This is a genomic window from Microbacterium invictum (assembly GCF_014197265.1).
Classification (GTDB): domain Bacteria; phylum Actinomycetota; class Actinomycetes; order Actinomycetales; family Microbacteriaceae; genus Microbacterium; species Microbacterium invictum.
In genome coordinates this window covers 1,108,122-1,126,848 of sequence record NZ_JACIFH010000001.1, presented here as the reverse complement: position 1 = coordinate 1,126,848, position 18,727 = coordinate 1,108,122, and the positions used below count along the sequence as shown (strand labels likewise).

Genomic DNA, 18,727 nt, shown 5'->3' with positions numbered 1-18,727 from the left:
CACAAGACGAGCGGCTGCGACCTGGAGGGATGACGAAGATGCACACCCTGACCCCGTCCACCGAGACCTCGACAGACCTCGACGACCTCGCCCGGCTTCTGACGCCGGACGGCGAGCGCATCCCGGATCGACAGCTCGATCCCTGGATCTCCGACCTGGACACCGACGCTATGCGCGGCCTCTACCGCGACATGGCGATCGCCCGGCGACTCGACATCGAAGGCGTCGCCTTGCAGCGTCAGGGACAGCTCGGCCTGTGGGCGCCCGCGCAAGGCCAGGAGGCTGTGCAGGTCGGCACTGCGCGCGCGTGCCGCGACGACGACTTCCTGTTCCCGAGCTACCGCGAGCTGGGGGTGCAGCTGGTCCGTGGTGCGAAGCCGGCCGACTTCATCCTCGCCTGGCGCGGCGAGATGCACTCGACGTACAACCCCTATGAGCTGAGTCTCGCCACCCCGCAGATCATCATCGGCGCGCAGGCGCTGCACGCGGCGGGGTACGCCATGGGCATCCAGCGCGACGGCGGCGACCAGGTCGCGGTGGCCTACTTCGGCGACGGCGCGACCAGCCAGGGCGACGTCAACGAGGCGATGGTGTTCTCGTCGTCGTTCCAGGCCCCGATGGTGTTCGTCTGCTCCAACAACCAGTGGGCGATCTCCGAACCGGTCACCGTCCAGGCGAAGTTCCCGATCGCCGGGCGCGCGCCGGGGTTCGGCATTCCGAGCCTGCGCGTCGACGGCAACGACGTGCTCGCGTGCCTCGCCGCGATGCGGTGGGCGACGGACCACGCGCGCAGCGGCAAGGGACCCGCCTTCATCGAGGCGGTCACCTACCGGATGGGCCCGCACACCACCTCCGACGATCCGACGCGCTACCGCAACGCCGAGCAGGTCGCGGCGTGGCGCGAGCGCGATCCGATCACCCGCCTCGAGGCCCATCTGCGCGCGCAGGACGCGTTCGACGACGCGTTCGCCGCCGAGGTCGAGTCGGATGCCGACGAGTTCACCGCCGGCATGCGCGCAGCCGCGCTCGGCGCGGTGACCCGCCCGCCCATCGAGGTGCTCGACGACGTGTACGCCGAGCCCCACAGCGGGATCGCCGAGCAGCGCGAGCGCTTCGCGTCGTACCTGTCCGGCTTCGCCGACGAGGAGGCGCAGCGATGAGCGAGCTGCTCACCATGGGCAAGGCCCTGAACGCCGGCCTCCGCCGCGCGCTGGCCGACGACGACAAGGTCATCGTGATGGGGGAGGACATCGGCAGGCTCGGCGGCGTCTTCCGCATCACCGACGGCCTGATCGATGAGTTCGGCGCACCCCGCATCATCGATACGCCGCTGGCGGAGTCGGGCATCATGGGCACCGCCGTCGGCCTCGCCTTCCGAGGATTCCGCCCGGTGGTCGAGATCCAGTTCGACGGCTTCGTGTATCCCGCGTTCGACCAGATCGTCTGCCAGGTCGCGAAGCTGCACTACCGCACGCGCGGCAACGTCACGATGCCGATCACCGTGCGCATCCCGTGGGCGGGTGGTGTGGGAGCCGCCGAGCACCACTCCGAATCGCCCGAGGCCTACTTCGTGCACACCTCCGGCCTGCGCGTGGTCGCCGTGTCGAACCCGCAGGATGCCTACATGATGCTGCGCCAGGCGATCGCGTGCGACGACCCGGTCGTCTTCTTCGAGCCCAAGCGGCTCTACCACACCAAGGACGAGGTCGACCTCGGCGCCGACATCGCCGACGCCGCTCCGATGGGGCTCGCCCGCGTCGTGCGCGCCGGGACCGATGTGACACTGCTCGCCTACGGCGCCCAGGTGGCCACGGCGCTGGACGCGGCCACCGCCGCCGACGACGAGGGCACCTCGATCGAGGTGATCGACCTGCGCTCGATCTCGCCGGTGGACTACCCGACAGTGACGGCATCGGTGCGCAAGACCGGACGGGTCGTGGTGACCCACGAGGCCGCGCGCGAGGCGGGAGTGGGCGCCGAGCTCATCGCCAGCATCACCGAGAAGTGCTTCCACTACCTCGAGGCTGCACCTGAGCGGGTCACCGGGCACGACATCCCGTACCCGCCCGCGAAGCTCGAGAAGCACCACCTGCCCGACCTCGACCGGATCCTGGATGCCGTGGACCGCGTCCTCGAGCGCCCGAACAGCCTGTCGGGGGTGGAGTCGTGATCGCCGAGTTCCGTCTGCCCGACCTGGGCGAGGGCCTGCCCGAGGCCGAGATCGTGCAGTGGCTGGTCGCTCCCGGCGACACCGTGAAACTCAACCAGACGATCGCCGAGGTCGAGACGGCCAAAGCCGTCGTCGAGTTGCCCTCGCCGTATGCGGGCACGGTGAGAGACGTGCGTGCCGAAGCAGGTGAGACCGTCGCCGTGGGCGCCGTGCTCATCTCGTTCGAGGTGGATGCCGCGGGAGCACCCGCCGCACCGTCCGCAGTGCCCGCGGGCGCAGAGTCGAACAGCACTCCGGCCGGCGAGGCCGGGGCAGAGCCTGCCGACCCGCCCAACCTCGTCGGCTACGGGGCGGCGCCGCGCAGCGGCGCCCGCCCGCAGCGCCGGGCCCGCGCGGGACGTGCAGCCCCGGCAGCCGACACCGCCGTCCTCGAGGCCGCACCCCACGATGCGGTCACTTCGCAGCCGCCGCCGGACACCCGGCACGAGCGGCCGCGGTCGACGCCTCCGGTCCGCAAGCTCGCGAAGGACCTCGGCATCGATCTGGCCCTCGTCGAGGCATCCGGGGCGAGCGGGATCATCACCCGCGCCGACGTCGAGGAGTACGCCGCGCGCACCGCCGAGCGGCAGGCGCCGGTGTCCGCGGCGCCGACGCGCAGCGCCGCCCAGCTGCCCGCCGACGACCTGCCGGGAGGCGACCGCGAGACGCGGATGCCGATCCGCGGCGTGCGCAAGGCCACCGCGCAGGCCATGGTCGCGAGCGCGTTCACCGCCCCGCACGTGACGAGCTTCCTCACCGTCGATGTCACCGCCACCACCGAGCTGCTCGCACGCCTGCGGTCTGACAAGCGGCTCGCCGATCACCGCATCGGCATCATGGCGGTCGCGGCCAAGGCCGTCTGCCTCGCGCTGCGCGCGCGCCCCGAGCTCAACTCCCGCTGGGATGAGGCCGCAGCGGAGATCGTCCAGTTCCACTACGTGAACCTGGGCGTCGCCGCGGCGACCGAGCGCGGGCTGGTCGTCCCGAACATCAAGGACGCAGATCGCATGGGACTGGCAGCGCTCGCCGACGCGATCGGCGAACTGGCGCAGACGGCACGCAGCGGCAAGACCGGGCTCGACGCCCTCCGCGGCGGGACGTTCTCGATCACGAACTTCGGAGTGTTCGGCGTGGACGCCGGCACGCCGATCCTCAACCCCGGCGAGGCCGGAATCCTGGGGCTGGGGGCCGTGCGCCGCCAGCCGTGGGAGCACGAGGGCGAGATCGCGCTGCGCGATGTGATGACGCTGAGCCTGTCGTTCGACCACCGCCTCGCCGACGGCGAGCAGGGGTCGCGGTTCCTCGTCGACGTCGCGGACGTGCTGCGAGAGCCGGGCCGGGCGATGCTGTAGAGCTGGGGCGAGGGTGCCGTGGGCGACGGGGAGGCGCCCGCGGTTCAGCCCGCGGCGGTCAACGCGGCGTAGGCCATCGCACCCAGCAGTGCGCGCACCTCGTCGTCGCCGGGGGCGCCGCGAAGTCCCCGAACGCTGTGCGGGGTCGAGTTGATCAGGCCGAAGCCCGCCTGCGCGCGGACACGGAGATCAGTGGATGCCGGTGCCGCCAGCACGTCGGCCAGCACCCCCGTCCACAGGTCGACGTACTCGCGCTGGAGCCGGCGCACCCGGTGGCGGTCGGCGTCGTCGAGCTGGGCGAGGTCGCGATCCTGCACGCGGATGACGTCGGCGTCGGTCAGGGCGAAGTCCACATGGAACGCGATGAGTCCGCGCAGGCGCGTCTCGGGGGAGTCGGCCGTGCCGATGACCTGCTGTCCGCCGGCGAGCAGGTTCTCGCTCGTGTGCAGCAGGATCTCGCCGAGCAGCGCCCGCTTGCTCTCGAAGTGGCGGTAGACGGCCGGGCCGGTGACGCCGACCGCCGCGCCGAGGTCTTCGAGGCTGACGCCGTCGAACCCGTGCGCCGCGAACAGCCGGGCGGCGGCGTCGAGCAGCGCGCGCTGGCGATCGGCTTTCGCGCGTTCGCGCGGCGTCGTAGAGGTGCCGTCGACCATGAGGTCCCCTTGTGATTTCAGTTAGTAGTCGCTAACCTGGCGGTGGATCAGTTAGTGAACACTAACGGATTGCGTCCCTGCGGCGCCAGCATCGACGGAGATGTCATGACCACCTTGACGAGCCGCCTCGCCCATGACGAGGAGTACGCGCGTCGCCGCGACGGCCAGACAGCCGCCGCCCGGCGCCTGCGCTCCCGCTTGGCGGAGGTCGCCCTCGGGGGGCCGGCCCCCGCGCGGGAGCGTCACGTCGCGCGCGGCAAGCTGCTGCCGCGCGACCGCGTGAACCGCCTGCTCGACGAGGGCAGCCCGTTCGTCGAGCTCGCCCCGCTCGCCGCCGACGGACTGTACGACGGCGACGCCCCCGCGGCCGGCGTGATCGCCGGCATCGGCCTCGTGCACGGGCGGCAAGTCATGGTCATCTGCAACGACGCCACGGTCAAGGGCGGCACCTATTACCCGCTCACCGTCAAGAAGCACCTGCGCGCGCAGGAGGTGGCGCTGGAGAACCGCCTTCCGGTCGTCTCGCTCGTCGACTCCGGCGGGGCGTTCCTGCCGATGCAGGACGAGGTGTTCCCCGACCGCGACCACTTCGGGCGCATCTTCTACCACCAGGCGCGGCTCTCGGCGGCCGGCATCCCGCAGATCGCCGCCGTGCTCGGATCGTGCACGGCGGGCGGGGCGTACGTGCCGGCGATGAGTGACGAGACCGTCATCGTCCGGAATCAGGGCACGATCTTCCTCGGCGGCCCGCCCCTCGTCAAGGCCGCGATCGGCGAGGTCGTCACGGCCGAGGAACTCGGCGGGGGAGAACTGCACGCGCGCACGTCGGGTGTCGTCGACCACCTCGCCGAGGACGACGAGCACGCGCTCGAGATAGTCCGCGACATCGTCGCCACCCTGCCCGCGCCCGCGGCGCCGGTGTGGGAGGTCACGGCATCCATCCCCCCGGCTCTCGACCCGCACGAGCTCTACGGCGCCGTCCCCGTCGACGTGAACCAGCCGTACGACGTGCGCGAGGTCATCGGGCGGATCGTCGACGCCAGCGAGTTCCACGAGTTCAAGCGCGAGTACGGCGACACCCTCGTCACCGGCTTCGCACGCATCCACGGCCACCCCGTCGGGATCGTCGCCAACAACGGCATCCTGTTCAGCGAGTCGGCGATGAAGGGCGCGCACTTCATCGAGCTGTGCGACCAGCGCGGCGTGCCGCTGCTGTTCCTGCAGAACATCTCCGGCTTCATGGTGGGCACCGATGCCGAGGCGGGCGGCATCGCCAAGGACGGCGCCAAGATGGTGACCGCCGTCGCCACCACGCGCGTGCCGAAGCTGACGGTGATCGTCGGCGGCTCGTTCGGCGCGGGCAACTACTCGATGTGCGGCCGCGCGTACTCGCCGCGATTCCTGTGGTCGTGGCCGGCCAGCCGGATCTCGGTGATGGGCGGCCCGCAGGCGGCATCGGTGCTCTCCACCGTGAGAGCCGACCGGCTCGAGGCGCAGGGCGAGCAGTGGGACCCGGACGCGCGCGCCGCGTTCGAGGCACCCATCCGCGCGCAGTTCGAAGAGCAGGGCGATCCCTACTACGCCACCGCACGGCTGTGGGACGACGGCATCATCGACCCGCTGGACACCCGCGACGTGCTCGGCCTCGCCCTCGACGTCTGCTCACGCACCCCGCTGCCCGAACCGCGCTTCGGCGTCTTCCGGATGTGAGCGGCGTGTTCACCACAGTCCTGGTCGCGAACCGCGGCGAGATCGCGCGGCGGGTGATCCGCACGCTGCGCGCACTGGGCATCCGGTCGGTCGCCGTGTACAGCGACGCCGACGCCGGCGCACCCCACGTGCGCGAGGCGGACGTGGCCGTGCGGCTCGGCCCCGCGCCGGCCACGCAGTCGTACCTCGACATCGGCGCCGTGCTGCGGGCGGCGCGTGAGACGGGTGCCCAGGCGATCCATCCCGGGTACGGGTTCCTGTCAGAGAATGCGGCGTTCGCGCGGGCCTGCGCCGACGCCGGCATCGTGTTCGTCGGGCCCGGCCCCGAGGCGCTCGAGGTGATGGGCGACAAGATCCGGGCCAAGACGCAGGTCGAAGCGCGGAGCGTTCCCACCGTGCCGGGCTTCTCCGCCGCCGGGCTCACCGACGACGAGGTGGTGGCACGGGCCGCGCAGGCCGGGTTCCCGCTGCTGGTGAAGCCCTCGGCCGGCGGCGGCGGCAAGGGCATGCAGATCGTGCGGGATGCCGCGGCCCTGCCCGATGCGCTCGTCACCGCCCGCCGGATCGCGGCGGCCGCCTTCGGCGACGACACGCTGCTGCTGGAGCGGCTGATCGAGAGGCCGCGCCACATCGAGGTGCAGGTGCTCGCCGATGCGCACGGCACGATCGTGCACCTCGGCGAGCGCGAATGCACCCTGCAGCGCCGACACCAGAAGGTCATCGAAGAGGCGCCGTCGCCCATCATCGACGCCGCCACCCGTGCGCGGCTGGGCGAGGCCGCGTGTGCGGCCGCGGCATCCGTCGACTACCGGGGGGCCGGGACCGTCGAGTTCCTCGTCGCCGCCGACCGGCCCGACGAGTTCTTCTTCATCGAGATGAACACGCGGCTGCAGGTCGAGCACCCCGTCACCGAGCTCGTGACCGGCGTCGACCTCGTCGCCGAACAGCTGCGCGTCGCCGCCGGTGAGCCGCTCGCGTTCGCCCAGGACGATGTGCGCCTGACCGGTCATGCGATCGAGGCGCGCGTGTACGCCGAGGCCCCCGAACGCGGGTTCCTGCCCGCCACCGGCGATGTGCTGCGGTGGCAGGCGGCACCGGATGTGCGGACGGATGCCGGTGTCGAGACCGGCAGCACGATCACCGCCGACTACGACCCCATGATCGCGAAGGTCATCGCCGCCGGCGCCGATCGCGCCGAGGCCCTCGACCGCCTCGACGCCGCACTCGCCGGCACCGTGGTGCTGGGCGTCGACACCAACATCGCCTTCCTGCGCGGACTGCTCGCTCAGGTTGCCGTGCGGGCCGGCGACCTCGACACCGGACTCATCGACAGGTTGCCCGCGCCCGGGCCCGCGACGCCGACGCCCGCGGCATTGCAGGCGGCGGCCGAGGCGAGACACCACATCCGTGACGGGACACCGCGGCAGACGGCGGGTCTCGGTGCGTCTCACGAATCGCGCGGGGTGTGGGAGCGGCTTCCGGGGTGGCGGATCGGCGGGCAGCGTGAGGCGCATCGTGTGCTGCTGCGCGGCGACGACGGCGCAGTGCACGAGGTCGAAGTCACGGTGGCCGGCGTCACGGCGCCCGACGTCCCCCGGTCCGGGCACGACCCCGCCGCACCGGCATCCGCCCTCGCCGAGGTCGACGCGGACGGCGCCGTGTGGGTGCACGCGGGCGGGCGGGCGTGGCGGCTGCAGCCGGTCACCCGCCGAGCGGCGATGGCGCAGCGCCACGCGGCGATCGAGCGCGCCACCGGTGCGCTCGACCCCGAGCTGCGCGCGCCGATGCCGGGCACCGTCGTGGCCGTGCACGTCGCCGACGGTGCCCCCGTGGCATCCGGAGACCGCCTCGTCACGATCGAGGCCATGAAGATGGAGCACGCCGTGACGGCGCCGCACGACGGTGTCGCACGGATCCACGTCGCCGTGGGCACGCAGGTGCGCCGCGACGAGGTGCTGGCCGATGTGCGGGCCCAAGCCGACCGGGAGGAACCCCATGATTGACCTGTCCGCCTACGGGCTCGACGACGAACAGCTCGAACTCGCGCGCCTGGTGCGCACGTTCGCCGACGAGGTCGTCGCCCCGATCGCCTACGAGGCCGACCGCACCAAGACGCTGCCGTTGGACGTCGTCGCGCAGATGGGCGAGCTGGGGCTGTTCGGGCTGCCGTTCCCCGAGGAGTACGGCGGGCAGGGCGGCGACTACCTCGCGCTGTGCCTCGCCATCGAGGCGCTCGGACGCGTCGACCAGTCGATCGCGATCACGCTCGAAGCCGGCGTCAGCCTCGGTGCGATGCCGGTGTTCCGGTTCGGCACCGAAGAGCAGAAGCGCGAACTGCTGCCCGACCTGCTGGCCGGGCGCGCTCTGGCCGGGTTCGGCCTCACCGAGCCGGAGGCGGGGTCGGATGCCGGTGCGACGCGCACCACGGCCCGGCTGGACGGCGACGAATGGGTCATCGACGGCGCGAAGCAGTTCATCACCAACTCCGGCACCGCCATCACGCGGTTCGTCACCGTCACCGCCGTGACGGGCGAATCCGGCGGCCGCAAGGAGATCTCGACGATCATCGTCCCGAGCGGCACGCCCGGCTTCACGGTGGAGCCCGCGTACGACAAGGTCGGATGGCATGCGAGCGACACCCACCCGCTCACGTTCGACGGTGCCCGCGTCCCGGCCGGCAACCTGCTCGGCGAACGCGGACGCGGATTCGCGAACTTCCTGCACATCCTCGACGAAGGGCGCATCGCCATCGCCGCACTGTCGACCGGTGCTGCCGAGGGATGCCTGCAGGCAGCGGTCGACTACGCCGGAACGCGCATGGTGTTCGGGCAGTCGCTGTCGACCCGGCAGGGCATTCAGTTCATGCTCGCGCGCATGCAGCAGCGCGTGCACATCGCACGCCTCGCGTGGCTGCACGCCGCCCGGCTGCGTGATGCCGGAAAGCCGTTCAAGACCGAGGCGGCGATCGCGAAGCTCACCGCGAGCGACGCGGCCATGGACAACTCGCGCGATGCGACCCAGATCTTCGGCGGCAACGGGTTCATGAACGAGTACCCGGTCGCGCGGCATTACCGCGACTCGAAGATCCTCGAGATCGGCGAGGGCACCAGTGAGGTGCAACTGCTTGTCGTTGCGCGGGCGCTGGGCGTCGCGCAGTAGCGTGAGCATGTGACTCCCATCGTCCAGCGCGGCCTCTACTACGAGGAGTTCGAGGTCGGCGCCGTGTACGCGCATCGCCCGGGCCGTACCGCCACCGAGGCCGACAACGTGCTGTTCTCCTCGCTGACCATGAACACGCAGCCCCTGCATCTGGATGCCGCGTATGCCGCGACCCAGCCGTTCGGCCAGCGCCTCATGAACTCGATGTGGACCCTCGCCACCCTGGTCGGCGCATCGGTCACCCAGCTCACCCAGGGCACGCTCGTCGCGCAGCTCGGGCTCAGCGACATCGCCTTCCCGGCGCCGCTGTTCCACGGCGACACGCTCTACGTCGACACCGAGATCACCGAGAAGCGACTGTCGTCGTCCCGGCCGGGTCAGGGGCTGGTCACCATGCGCCACACCGGCCGCAACCAGGACGGCACCGTGGTCGCGACCGCGTCGCGGGTCGCGCTCATGTGGTGCGTGGATGCCGCGGGGGACGGCACCGCCCCATGACGGTCGTCCCGCCACGTCGCATCGAGCCGGTGGACGTGCGCGGTCTCGAGGCCGCGCAGGCGCGGGCGGTGGATGCTGCTCTGGGCGATGTCGACTGGCGGGGCATTCCCGACGGCGTGATGCGGACCGAGTACGCGGTGCCCAGCGGCCGGCTGGCGGGCCTGGTGGCGGGGGAGCCGGCCGCACCGCGCGTCGTGCTGGTCCCCGGGATCACCGGGTCGAAAGAGGACTTCATCCTGATGCTGCCACTGCTGGCGGTCGCGGGCATGCGCGCCGAGACGTTCGACATGGCCGGTCAGTACGAGTCGCATCGGGCAGGGCCTGAGAACCTCCGGCCGCGCCGAGACTCCTACGACGAGGCCCTGTTCGTCGACGATCTGAAGGAGGTCCTCACAGTGGGGCCGGTGCCCGTGCACCTCGTCGGCTATTCGTTCGCCGGCAGCGTCGTCTCGGCGCTGGCCGCCCGCTACCCCGAGGCGATCGCGTCGCTGACCCTGATCTCGGCGCCGCCCGTCATCGGCCCGGTGTTCCACCGCATCAAGATCATCGGTCCGCTCGCCCGTGCCGTCTCGCCGCGCACGGCGGCGAGGCTCATGATGTGGGGCGTGCGCCGCAACCTCAACCGGGCGCCGCGCCACCGCATCGACTTCGTGCGCGAGCGGTTCGCGCTCACCCGACCCGACAGTGTCGCGGACGCGTTCGAACTCATGATGCGCACCCCGGACCTCGATGAGAAGATCGCGGCCATCGCCGCGCCGAAGCTCGTCGTCGCCGGTGCGCACGACCTCTGGCCGGAGCAGCTGCATCGCGACTATGCGGCGCGTATCGGCGCGGATCTGCTGCTCACCGGCGGCGGGCACAGCCCCAGCGAGGATTCGCCGACCGAGCTCGCGCACGCGATCGTCGGGCGCGCCGGCCTCGGCGGTCGCTGACCTCGCCGGGCGCGGGCGGCGGGTCGCCGGCATCCACTGCCCTCGTCCACGCCTGCCACTGCCGGCGACGCGCGAGGAACGACATCTCGCGCTGGTTGATCGCCATGGTGTGCAGCGCCCAGGCCAGGCGCGTGCGCAGCGCGCCGACCGACGAGAACGGGCGGGCCGAGACGTCGACGACGAGTGACCGGTCATAGCGGACGTGCGTGCCCGGGACGAGGTTGATCGTGATGTCGAAGTCGTCGTGCGCACGCGGGTCGTCGCGGTGGACGCGGCCGCGCACATCGCGCCAGAGCGCGGTGCGCATCGCGAGGTTCGAGCCGAACAGCACCTGGTGCCCCAGTGCCCACCGGATGAGGGTGGGGTAGGCGCCCAGGTACAGGTTCGCCGCGATCCACCGGGTCACGGCGTTGCCCCCGTAGAAGCGCCCCGGGCCGCTCAGCGCGTCGAGTCCCGGGTCGGTCTCGAAAGCCGTCACGATGCGCGCCACCCAGTCCGCCGGCGGCACGGAATCGGCATCCAGCCGCAGCAGCAGCTCGCCTTCGGCGGCGTCGAAGCCCGCCGTCGTGGCCGGGAAGATCCCGCGCACGGGCTGGGCCACCACGTGCGCACCGGCCGCGCGGGCGACGTCGGCGGTGTCGTCGGTGCTGCCGTTGTCGACGACGATGACCTCGTCGGGCGGCCGGGTCTGCACGGCGATCGCGGCCAGGCAGGTGCGCAGCATCACGGCGTCGTTCAGCGACGGGATCACGACAGAAGTGCGCATCGCGGGGAGCCTATCGCGGGCAGCGGCGGTGCCGCGTCGGCGCGCGGTAGCGTGAACGCATGACCGATACCGCGTTCGGCCTCGGGCCGGCCCTCCTGTTCTGCCCCGCCGATCGCCCGGAGCGCTATGCGAAGGCCGCCGCGCGCGCAGATGCCGTCATCCTCGATCTCGAAGACGCCGTCGCACCGGATGCCAAGAAGCTCGCCCGCGGTGCGCTCATCGAAGCGGAGCTCGATCCCGCACGCGTGATCGTGCGGGTCAACCCCCTCGGGACCGACGACTTCGCCGCCGACATCGCCACGCTGACCCAGACCGACTACCGCACGATCATGGTCGCCAAGGCGGAGTCGGCCGGGAAGATCGCGCGCATCGACGGACGCTTCGCCGTCGTGGCGCTGTGCGAGACGGCGCGCGGCATCGCAGCGGCCGAGAAGATCGCCGCCCAGGACAACGTCGCCGCCCTCATGTGGGGTGCCGAAGACCTCGTCGCTTCGCTCGGCGGCACATCGAGCCGCAAGCCCAAGGGCGGATACCGCGACATCGCCCGCTACGCCCGTGCCCGGGTGCTGCTGGCCGCCGGATCACGCCGCAAGGCAGCCATCGACGCCGTGCACATCGACATCGCCGACCACAAGGGGCTCATCCGGGAGGCGACCGATGCCGCGGCGAGCGGCTTCGCGGCGACCGCGTGCATCCACCCCGACCAGGTGGCACTGATCCGCGACGCCTACCGGCCCGACGCGCGCGAACTGACGTGGGCGCGCGAGGTGCTCGCGGCCGCCGAGGGGGAGCGGGGCGTGTTCCGCCACCGCGGCCGCATGGTCGACGAGCCCGTGCTGCGGCACGCGCGCCTGCTGGTGAGCCGCGGCGCGGTCTGAACTCGGCCCGGCCGGCGGGCCGTCAGTCCAGCGGGATGCCGGCGTAGGAGAGCAGCCGGAGCCGGTCGCGCTCGACCAGGAACGTGTGGGTCGAGCCGTTGGCGAGCCGTTCGCCCTCGCTGGGGAATTCGCCGCCGGTCGCGTGCCGGATCACCTCGCGGATCAGCGCGCCGTGCGAGACGACCACCAGCGCCGGGGCGGCGGGGGCGGTGGCCGAGCGTGCGTCGCGGATGACCTCCTGGATGCCGGCAACGGCGCGCAGGCGCACGTCCGCCCACAGTTCGGCGCGGGGAACCTGGGCGCCGTGCCAGTCGCCGAACCGCGTGCGGAACTCGTGGACGTCCATGCCCTCGGCCTCGCCGTAGCCGCGTTCGCGCAGGGCCGGGTACTGGTGCGGCGCGGACGCCTCGAGCTCGGCCGCGATGATGCGCGCGGTCTCGTGCGCGCGCGACAGATCGCTCGAGGCCACCACCACGGGGTCGTGGCCGGTGAGCTGCTCGCGCAGGCGCAGCGCCGTGGCCCGCGCCTGCGCGCGGCCGGTGTCGTTGAGGGGGATGTCGGTCGAGCCTTGGATCAGCCGATTGAGGTTCCAATCGGTCTCGCCGTGGCGCACCAGAGTCAGGGTCGTCACCCCTCGAGCCTAGGCTGTTTCCCGCGGGGTCAGGCCGTCAGGCGCTCGGCGAACGCCGACAGCACCTGTGAGGTGCCGGCGTCGATCTTGACCGTCGCCCGGGCATCCGCCCGCGTCTGCCCCCGATTGACGATGACGACCGGCAGCCGCTTGCGGCGCGCGCGCTCGACGAGACGGATGCCGGAATTGACGACGAGCGACGACCCGGCCACCACGAGGGCATCGCTGAGCATGACCAGCTGCTCGGCCCGGCGGAACCGCCCCGCCGGCACGAACTCGCCGAAGAACACGACGTCGGGCTTGAGCATGCCCTCGCACACGCTGCACGTGGGCACGATGAACCCGTCGCTCGACGCGGGCAGCACGTCGCCGTCCGGGCCGAGGGCGACGCTGTCGGGCACCGTTATCCAGGGGTTGTCCGCCTCGATGCGCTCCGCGAGGTCGCGCCGGTCGAACACCTGGCCGCAGTGCAGGCAGTGCACACGCCGCATCGTGCCGTGCAGTTCGACCACGCGACGGCTGCCTGCGCGCACGTGCAGTCCGTCGACGTTCTGGGTGACGACGCCCGTGACGGTGCCGGCCGCTTCCATCTGCGCCAGGGCGGCGTGGCCGGTGTTGGGGCCGGCGGCGGCGAACGCACGCCAGCCGAGGTGACTGCCGACCCAGTAGCGGCGGCGGAAGTCCTCGCCGGCGAGGAACTGCTGCACGGTCATGGGAGTGCGCACCCGGGAGCCCTGGCCGCGATAGTCCGGGATGCCGGAGTCGGTCGATATGCCCGCCCCGGTGAGCACGGCGATGCGACGGCCGGACAGCACGTCGACGGCCGCGTCGAGCGCGGCTGACGCCGTGGCATCCACTTCCCCCGCCCGGGGTTCCGCTGCGCGCACCGACGTCATGCGCAGAGCCTACGCCCGCCGCATTTCCGGCATGTGTCGCTGCGCCGCGAGCGCGTACCTCTCGCGTCGAGCGCGGCAGCTCGGCTCAGCGCAGCGCCCACAGGGCGACGGCCGCAGCCGCAGCGACGTTGAGCGAGTCGACCCCGCCGGCCATCGGGATGGTCACGATCGTGTCGGCCGCCGCGAGCGCCCGCCGCGAGAGGCCGTCGCCCTCGGCGCCCAGCAGCAGCGCCACCCGGTCCGGGCGGGAGGCGGCGAACACGTCGAGCGGGACGGCGTCATCGGCGAGGGCGAGGGCAGCCACATGCAGTCCGGCGTCGTGCAGGATGCCGGAGCCGGACGGTGCGTCGGCCCGACCCCACGCCGGCAGGCGCGTCCACGGCACCTGGAACACCGTCCCCATGCTCACCCGCACACTGCGGCGGTAGAGGGGATCGGCGCAACGAGGCGTGACCAGCACCGCGTCGACGCCGAGACCGGCGGCCGCACGGAACGCTGCGCCGACGTTGGTGTGGTCGACGATGTCTTCGAGCACCAGCACGGTGCGCGCGCCCGCGACCACGTCGGCCGCCGATCGCATCTCCGGGCGATGCATCGCCGCCAGCGCGCCGCGATGGATGGCGTACCCGGTCACATCCTCCGCGACCGCGTCCGACACGACGTACACGGGCGCGTCTGTGACGTAGGGGGCGACGTCGGCGATCCACTTCTCCTGCACCAGCGCCGAGCGCACGCGGTGTCCGGCGCCGATCGCGCGCGCGATGACCTTCGCCGACTCGGCGATGTAGAGGCCGCCGGCGGGCTCGAGCACGCGCCGCAGGGCGACGTCGGTCAGGTTGCGGTAGTCGGCCAGCCGCGGGTCGTCGGCGGAATCGATGCGCTCGATGGGCATGCGTTCACTCTTCCATGCGCACGGCGTGCCGCTCAGCGCACGGCGTGCGGCTCAGCCCTCGGCAGCGGGATGCTCCGTGATGACGGGGGTCGGCTCGGGGCGCTTCGCGGTGACGTTGTCGCCGGACGACTGGTGCCGCAGGCGCCGCAGCACCCACGGCACGAGGTGCTCGCGGGCCCACACGAGGTCGTTGACGCGCGCAGCGCGCCAGGGCAGCACCGGGAGCGGGTCGGGCCGCATCGGCTGCAGGTCGTTGGGTACGTTCAGCGCGCGCAGCACCATACGGGCCACCTCGTGGTGGCCGAGCGCGTTCATGTGCAGCCGGTCGTCGTCGAAGAACCGCATGTCCTGCACGGTCTTGAGCGCCCACTGGTCGGCGACGATGCAGTCGTACCGGTCGGCGATGCCGCGGATGTTCTCGTTGTAGATCGCCACCCGCCCGCGGATCCCGCGGAACACGGGAGTGAATGACGTGTCGATGCCCGTGAACACCACCACGGTCGCGCCCTGCGACGACAGACGCGCCACCGCATCCTCGAACTGCTGCGCGACGGCATCCGGATCCGCACCCGGACGGATGACGTCGTTGCCGCCCGCCGAGAAGGTGATCAGGTCGGGGGCCAACTCGAGGGCGGGCTCGATCTGCTCGGCGACGATCTGGCCGATCAACCTGCCCCGCACCGCCAGGTTCGCGTAGGCGAAATCCGGGACCTGCGAGGCCAGGACCTCGGCCACCCGGTCGGCCCACCCGCGGTGTCCGCCGGGCAGCGCCGGCTCGGGGTCGCCGATGCCCTCGGTGAACGAGTCGCCGATGGCGACCATGCGCCGCCAGGGGTGCACCGTCTCGTTCGCGACGTACGGCGTGCGATTCGGTTCGGGATGCGGGTCGTTCTTCGGCATTGCTGCTCCTGGACTCGTGGTCGTGGTCGGCGGCTCGTGGCCGGTTCGAGGCTACCTGTCCCCGGCACCGTTTAGGGTGGTCACTCGTGGCAGTCGGGCAGGAGGCGGAGCAGGTGACAGACGAGCAGACGCACTTCGGCAGCTTCGCCGCCGAGCATCTGTCACCCGCCTTCCCGCAGCGCGCCCCGTGGGGAACCGCACAGAGCCTGCGCGCCTGGCAGGCAGAGGCCCTCGACCAGTACTTCGGCATGGACGGCCCGGACGGAGTCGGCAAGGGTCCGCGCGACTTCCTCGCCGCCGCGACCCCGGGCGCCGGAAAGACGACGTTCGCGCTCCGCCTGGCATCCGAGCTGCTCCGGCGGGGCGTCATCGACCGCATCCTCGTCGTCGCGCCCACCGAGCATCTGAAGACCCAGTGGGCGGATGCCGCTGCCCGCGTCTCCATCCGCCTCGACCCGCGGTTCAGCAACCGTCACTTCACGCCGTCGCGGCAGTACCACGGCGTCGCGGTGACCTATGCCCAGGTCGCCGTCAAGGCCTCCGTCCATCAGCGACTCACGATGGACGCGCGCACCCTCGTCATCCTCGACGAGGTGCACCACGGCGGCGACGCACTCAGCTGGGGTGACGCGCTGCGCGAGGCGTACAGTCGGGCGACCCGCCGGCTGCTGCTGAGCGGCACGCCGTTCCGCTCCGACACGTCGCCCATCCCGTTCGTGGAGTACCACCCGGACTCCAAGGGCATCCGTCTCTCGCGCACCGACTACGACTACGGCTACGGGCGCGCCCTGGCCGACGGCGTCGTGCGACCGGTGCTGTTCCTCGTCTACGCGGGCAAGATGCGCTGGCGCACCCGGGCCGGCGACGAGCTCGAGGCGCACCTCGGGCAGGACAACACCAAGGACGTCACCGCGCAGGCGTGGCGCACCGCGCTCGACCCCGAGGGCGACTGGATCCCCGCGGTGCTCCGCTCGGCGGATCGGCGGCTGAGCGAGGTGCGCCAGGATGTTCCGGATGCCGGGGGGCTCGTCATCGCGACGGATCAGACTGCGGCGCGCGCCTACGCCGCGATCCTGCGCGAGATCACCGGTGAGGCGCCGGCCGTCGTGCTGAGCGACGACAAGGCCGCGTCGGGCCGCATCGAGACGTTCGCGCAGAGCACCACACGCTGGATGGTCGCGGTGCGCATGGTGTCCGAAGGCGTCGACGTGCCGCGACTGGCCGTGGGAGTGTACGCCACCAGTGCGTCGACGCCGCTGTTCTTCGCGCAGGCCATCGGCCGCTTCGTCCGGGCCCGCAGGCGCGGCGAATCGGCATCCGTCTTCCTGCCGAACGTTCCCCAGCTGCTGGAACTCGCCGGCGAGCTCGAACGCCAGCGCGACCACGCCCTCGACCGCGAGACCGACGGTGACGGCGATGGGCTCGACGACGACCTGCTCGACGCCGCCGAGCGTGAGGAGAAGGCGTCCGACGAGCTCGAGCAGGAGTTCAGCTATCAGGCGCTGGGCTCCGAGGCGCACTTCGACCGCGTGCTGTTCGACGGGCGCGAGTTCGGCCAGCTGGCGGTGCCCGGCACCCCCGAGGAGGAGGAGTTCCTGGGCATCCCCGGCCTCCTCGAGCCTGAGCACGTCCACGAGCTGCTCATCCAGCGTCAGTCCCGCCAGTCCCGGCACCGCCGGGCCCGTGAGGCCCGCGAGGCGGGCTCGGGGAGTGAGGGCGGCGAGGGCACCGGTGTCGAGTCGGCGGCGACGGCCACGACGCTGCCGCCGGCGCTGCACCGCACGCTCCGCGAGCAGCGGCAGTTGCTCAACAGCCTCGTCGGCCTCTACGCCCGGCAGAGCGGCGAGCCGCACGGCGCCGTGCACGCCGACCTGCGCCGCGTCTGCGGCGGCCCCGAGGTCGCCCGCGCGACGGTCGCGCAGCTCCAGTCGCGCATCGACGTGCTGCGCTCCCGCGTCCGATCCTGAGGGGTGGATGCCGGGGGCTCGAGGCTCCGCTTCGCCGTGCCTTCGGAGCTCCGAAATGCTGTCAATCCGGGCTTACCGGCCGGTTCACCCCTGCCGCGGCGGCTACGGTGAAATGTCCGTCTCGACCCCTGGAGCATCGTGAACGCCCCCGCCCCGCCCGAACCGACCGCACGCGACCGCAGGAGATGGGCCCGGTACCTGGTGGACGAGCGAGCCGAGGCGCACGTCTACCGCGAGCTGGCCGCCCGCAAGAAGGGGGAGGAGCGCGAGATCCTCGAGGCCCTCGCCGAGGCCGAAGGCCGGCACGAGGCGCACTGGCTGACGTTGCTGGGTGGTGAGCCGGCCCGGCTGCCCAGGCCCGGCTTCGGGACCCGGCTGCTCGGTTGGATGGCGAGCCGCTTCGGGTCGATCTTCGTGCTCGCCCTCGCGCAGAACGCCGAGGGCCGCTCGCCCTACGACGCCGACCCGCATGCCCCGGCGAGCATGGCCGCGGACGAGAAGATCCACGGCGAGGTCGTGCGCGGCCTCGCCGCCCGCGGACGCCGCCGTCTCTCCGGCACGTTCCGCGCCGCCGTGTTCGGCGCGAACGACGGCCTCGTGTCGAATCTGGCACTGGTGATCGGCATCGGCGCGACCGGCGTGGCGCCCCAGTTCGTCCTCTTCAGCGGCATCGCGGGCCTGTTGGCCGGTGCCCTCTCGATGGGGGCGGGCGAGTTCGTCTCCGTGCGCTCGCAGCGGGAGCTGCTGGCATCCACCGAACCGAGTGACGACGCCGACGCGGCGCTGCCCGACCTCGACCTCGACGCGAACGAGCTCGCCCTCGTCTATCGCACCCGCGGCGTGCCGGCCGACGAGGCGCTCACCCGCGCCCGCGGCGTGATCGCGACCGCGCAGGAGGCCGATCGCAGCACGCCGTACCGGCTGTCCCACGCGCAGACGACGGACCACGAGGTCGTGGGCGGGGCGCTGGGCGCCGCCACGTCGAGCTTCCTGTTCTTCGCCTCGGGTGCCGTCATCCCCGTGCTGCCGTGGATCTTCGGAATGAGCGGTCTGCCGGCCGTGATCCTCGCCCTGGTCATGGTCGGCCTGGCGCTGCTGGCCACCGGCGCCATGGTGGGCCTGCTGTCGGGCGGCCCGCCGCTGTGGCGCGGGCTTCGGCAGCTCGCGATCGGCTTCGGCGCGGCCCTGATCACGTACCTGCTCGGCCTGGCGTTCGGGGTGACGCTGGGGTGACGCCCCGGTTTCGTCGCGGGCCGGACGACGTGGTAGTGTCGATCTTCGGTT

General features: G+C 72.1%; 17 protein-coding genes. 11 read left to right on the top strand and 6 right to left on the bottom strand.

The annotated features are described in order from the left end of the window. Positions 1 to 29 precede the first annotated feature (29 nt). Genes pdhA through BKA10_RS05425 form a run of 3 tightly spaced genes read left to right on the top strand, consistent with a single transcriptional unit; the run spans position 30 to position 3,561 of the window. Positions 30 to 1,160: a pyruvate dehydrogenase (acetyl-transferring) E1 component subunit alpha gene (gene pdhA, locus BKA10_RS05435; protein ID WP_183498953.1), complete on the top strand. Its 1,131-nt coding sequence runs from the start codon at positions 30 to 32 to the stop codon at positions 1,158 to 1,160. Then, the gene (locus tag BKA10_RS05430; RefSeq protein WP_183498952.1) at positions 1,157 to 2,170 is read left to right on the top strand and encodes an alpha-ketoacid dehydrogenase subunit beta; all 1,014 of its coding nucleotides are present in this window, start codon (positions 1,157 to 1,159) and stop codon (positions 2,168 to 2,170) included. Before pdhA ends, BKA10_RS05430 begins: the two co-directional genes overlap by 4 nt. Then, on the top strand, positions 2,167 to 3,561 hold the full coding sequence (locus BKA10_RS05425) for a 2-oxo acid dehydrogenase subunit E2 (protein ID WP_183498951.1): 1,395 nt from the start codon (positions 2,167 to 2,169) through the stop codon (positions 3,559 to 3,561). Before BKA10_RS05430 ends, BKA10_RS05425 begins: the two co-directional genes overlap by 4 nt. Before the next feature lie 44 nt (positions 3,562 to 3,605). On the opposite strand, the gene BKA10_RS05420 is transcribed toward BKA10_RS05425, so the two are convergent. After that, entirely contained in the window at positions 3,606 to 4,214 is a 609-nt protein-coding gene (locus BKA10_RS05420) for a TetR/AcrR family transcriptional regulator (protein WP_183498950.1), read from the bottom strand. Positions 4,215 to 4,319: 105 nt separating this feature from the next. Here BKA10_RS05420 and BKA10_RS05415 point away from each other — a divergent pair, with 105 nt between their 5' ends. From BKA10_RS05415 to BKA10_RS05395, 5 genes are read left to right on the top strand one after another with little or no spacing between them, the layout of a single operon-like run. After that, complete coding sequence (locus BKA10_RS05415) at positions 4,320 to 5,924, top strand: carboxyl transferase domain-containing protein (RefSeq protein WP_183498949.1); 1,605 nt, start codon at positions 4,320 to 4,322, stop codon at positions 5,922 to 5,924. 5 nt (positions 5,925 to 5,929) lie between these two features. Beyond that, a complete protein-coding gene (locus BKA10_RS05410; protein ID WP_248198949.1) occupies positions 5,930 to 7,927 on the top strand; it encodes an ATP-binding protein in 1,998 nt (665 codons plus the stop codon). Beyond that, positions 7,920 to 9,083, top strand: coding sequence for an acyl-CoA dehydrogenase family protein (locus BKA10_RS05405; RefSeq protein WP_183498947.1), 1,164 nt, complete (start codon positions 7,920 to 7,922; stop codon positions 9,081 to 9,083). Before BKA10_RS05410 ends, BKA10_RS05405 begins: the two co-directional genes overlap by 8 nt. A gap of 9 nt (positions 9,084 to 9,092) precedes the next feature. Then, complete coding sequence (locus BKA10_RS05400) at positions 9,093 to 9,581, top strand: MaoC/PaaZ C-terminal domain-containing protein (RefSeq protein ID WP_183498946.1); 489 nt, start codon at positions 9,093 to 9,095, stop codon at positions 9,579 to 9,581. Beyond that, positions 9,578 to 10,513, top strand: coding sequence for an alpha/beta fold hydrolase (locus tag BKA10_RS05395; protein WP_183498945.1), 936 nt, complete (start codon positions 9,578 to 9,580; stop codon positions 10,511 to 10,513). The genes BKA10_RS05400 and BKA10_RS05395 overlap by 4 nt, the downstream gene beginning before the upstream one ends. On the opposite strand, the gene BKA10_RS05390 is transcribed toward BKA10_RS05395, so the two are convergent. Continuing rightward, on the bottom strand, positions 10,425 to 11,279 hold the full coding sequence (locus tag BKA10_RS05390; RefSeq protein WP_183498944.1) for a glycosyltransferase family 2 protein: 855 nt from the start codon (positions 11,277 to 11,279) through the stop codon (positions 10,425 to 10,427). The two genes, BKA10_RS05395 and BKA10_RS05390, sit on opposite strands and share 89 nt — an antisense overlap. Before the next feature lie 59 nt (positions 11,280 to 11,338). On the opposite strand from BKA10_RS05390, the gene BKA10_RS05385 reads away from it, so the two are divergent. Beyond that, a complete protein-coding gene (locus tag BKA10_RS05385; protein ID WP_183498943.1) occupies positions 11,339 to 12,157 on the top strand; it encodes an HpcH/HpaI aldolase/citrate lyase family protein in 819 nt (272 codons plus the stop codon). Between the two features lie 22 nt (positions 12,158 to 12,179). Here BKA10_RS05385 and BKA10_RS05380 read toward each other — a convergent pair whose 3' ends face one another. The 4 genes from BKA10_RS05380 to BKA10_RS05365 form a co-directional block, all read right to left on the bottom strand. Continuing rightward, the gene (locus BKA10_RS05380) at positions 12,180 to 12,788 is read right to left on the bottom strand and encodes a histidine phosphatase family protein (RefSeq protein WP_183498942.1); all 609 of its coding nucleotides are present in this window, start codon (positions 12,786 to 12,788) and stop codon (positions 12,180 to 12,182) included. Between the two features lie 29 nt (positions 12,789 to 12,817). Next, positions 12,818 to 13,684 (bottom strand): Sir2 family NAD-dependent protein deacetylase, encoded by an 867-nt coding sequence (locus BKA10_RS05375; RefSeq protein ID WP_183498941.1) that lies wholly within the window; start codon positions 13,682 to 13,684, stop codon positions 12,818 to 12,820. An 85-nt stretch (positions 13,685 to 13,769) separates the two neighbouring features. Next, positions 13,770 to 14,576: a TrmH family RNA methyltransferase gene (locus BKA10_RS05370; protein ID WP_183498940.1), complete on the bottom strand. Its 807-nt coding sequence runs from the start codon at positions 14,574 to 14,576 to the stop codon at positions 13,770 to 13,772. 51 nt (positions 14,577 to 14,627) lie between these two features. After that, on the bottom strand, positions 14,628 to 15,476 hold the full coding sequence (locus BKA10_RS05365) for an SGNH/GDSL hydrolase family protein (protein WP_183498939.1): 849 nt from the start codon (positions 15,474 to 15,476) through the stop codon (positions 14,628 to 14,630). Positions 15,477 to 15,562: 86 nt separating this feature from the next. On the opposite strand from BKA10_RS05365, the gene BKA10_RS05360 reads away from it, so the two are divergent. Continuing rightward, on the top strand, positions 15,563 to 17,443 hold the full coding sequence (locus BKA10_RS05360) for a DEAD/DEAH box helicase (protein ID WP_372491412.1): 1,881 nt from the start codon (positions 15,563 to 15,565) through the stop codon (positions 17,441 to 17,443). A gap of 138 nt (positions 17,444 to 17,581) precedes the next feature. Continuing rightward, positions 17,582 to 18,676 (top strand): VIT1/CCC1 transporter family protein, encoded by a 1,095-nt coding sequence (locus BKA10_RS05355; RefSeq protein WP_183498938.1) that lies wholly within the window; start codon positions 17,582 to 17,584, stop codon positions 18,674 to 18,676. Positions 18,677 to 18,727 lie beyond the last annotated feature (51 nt).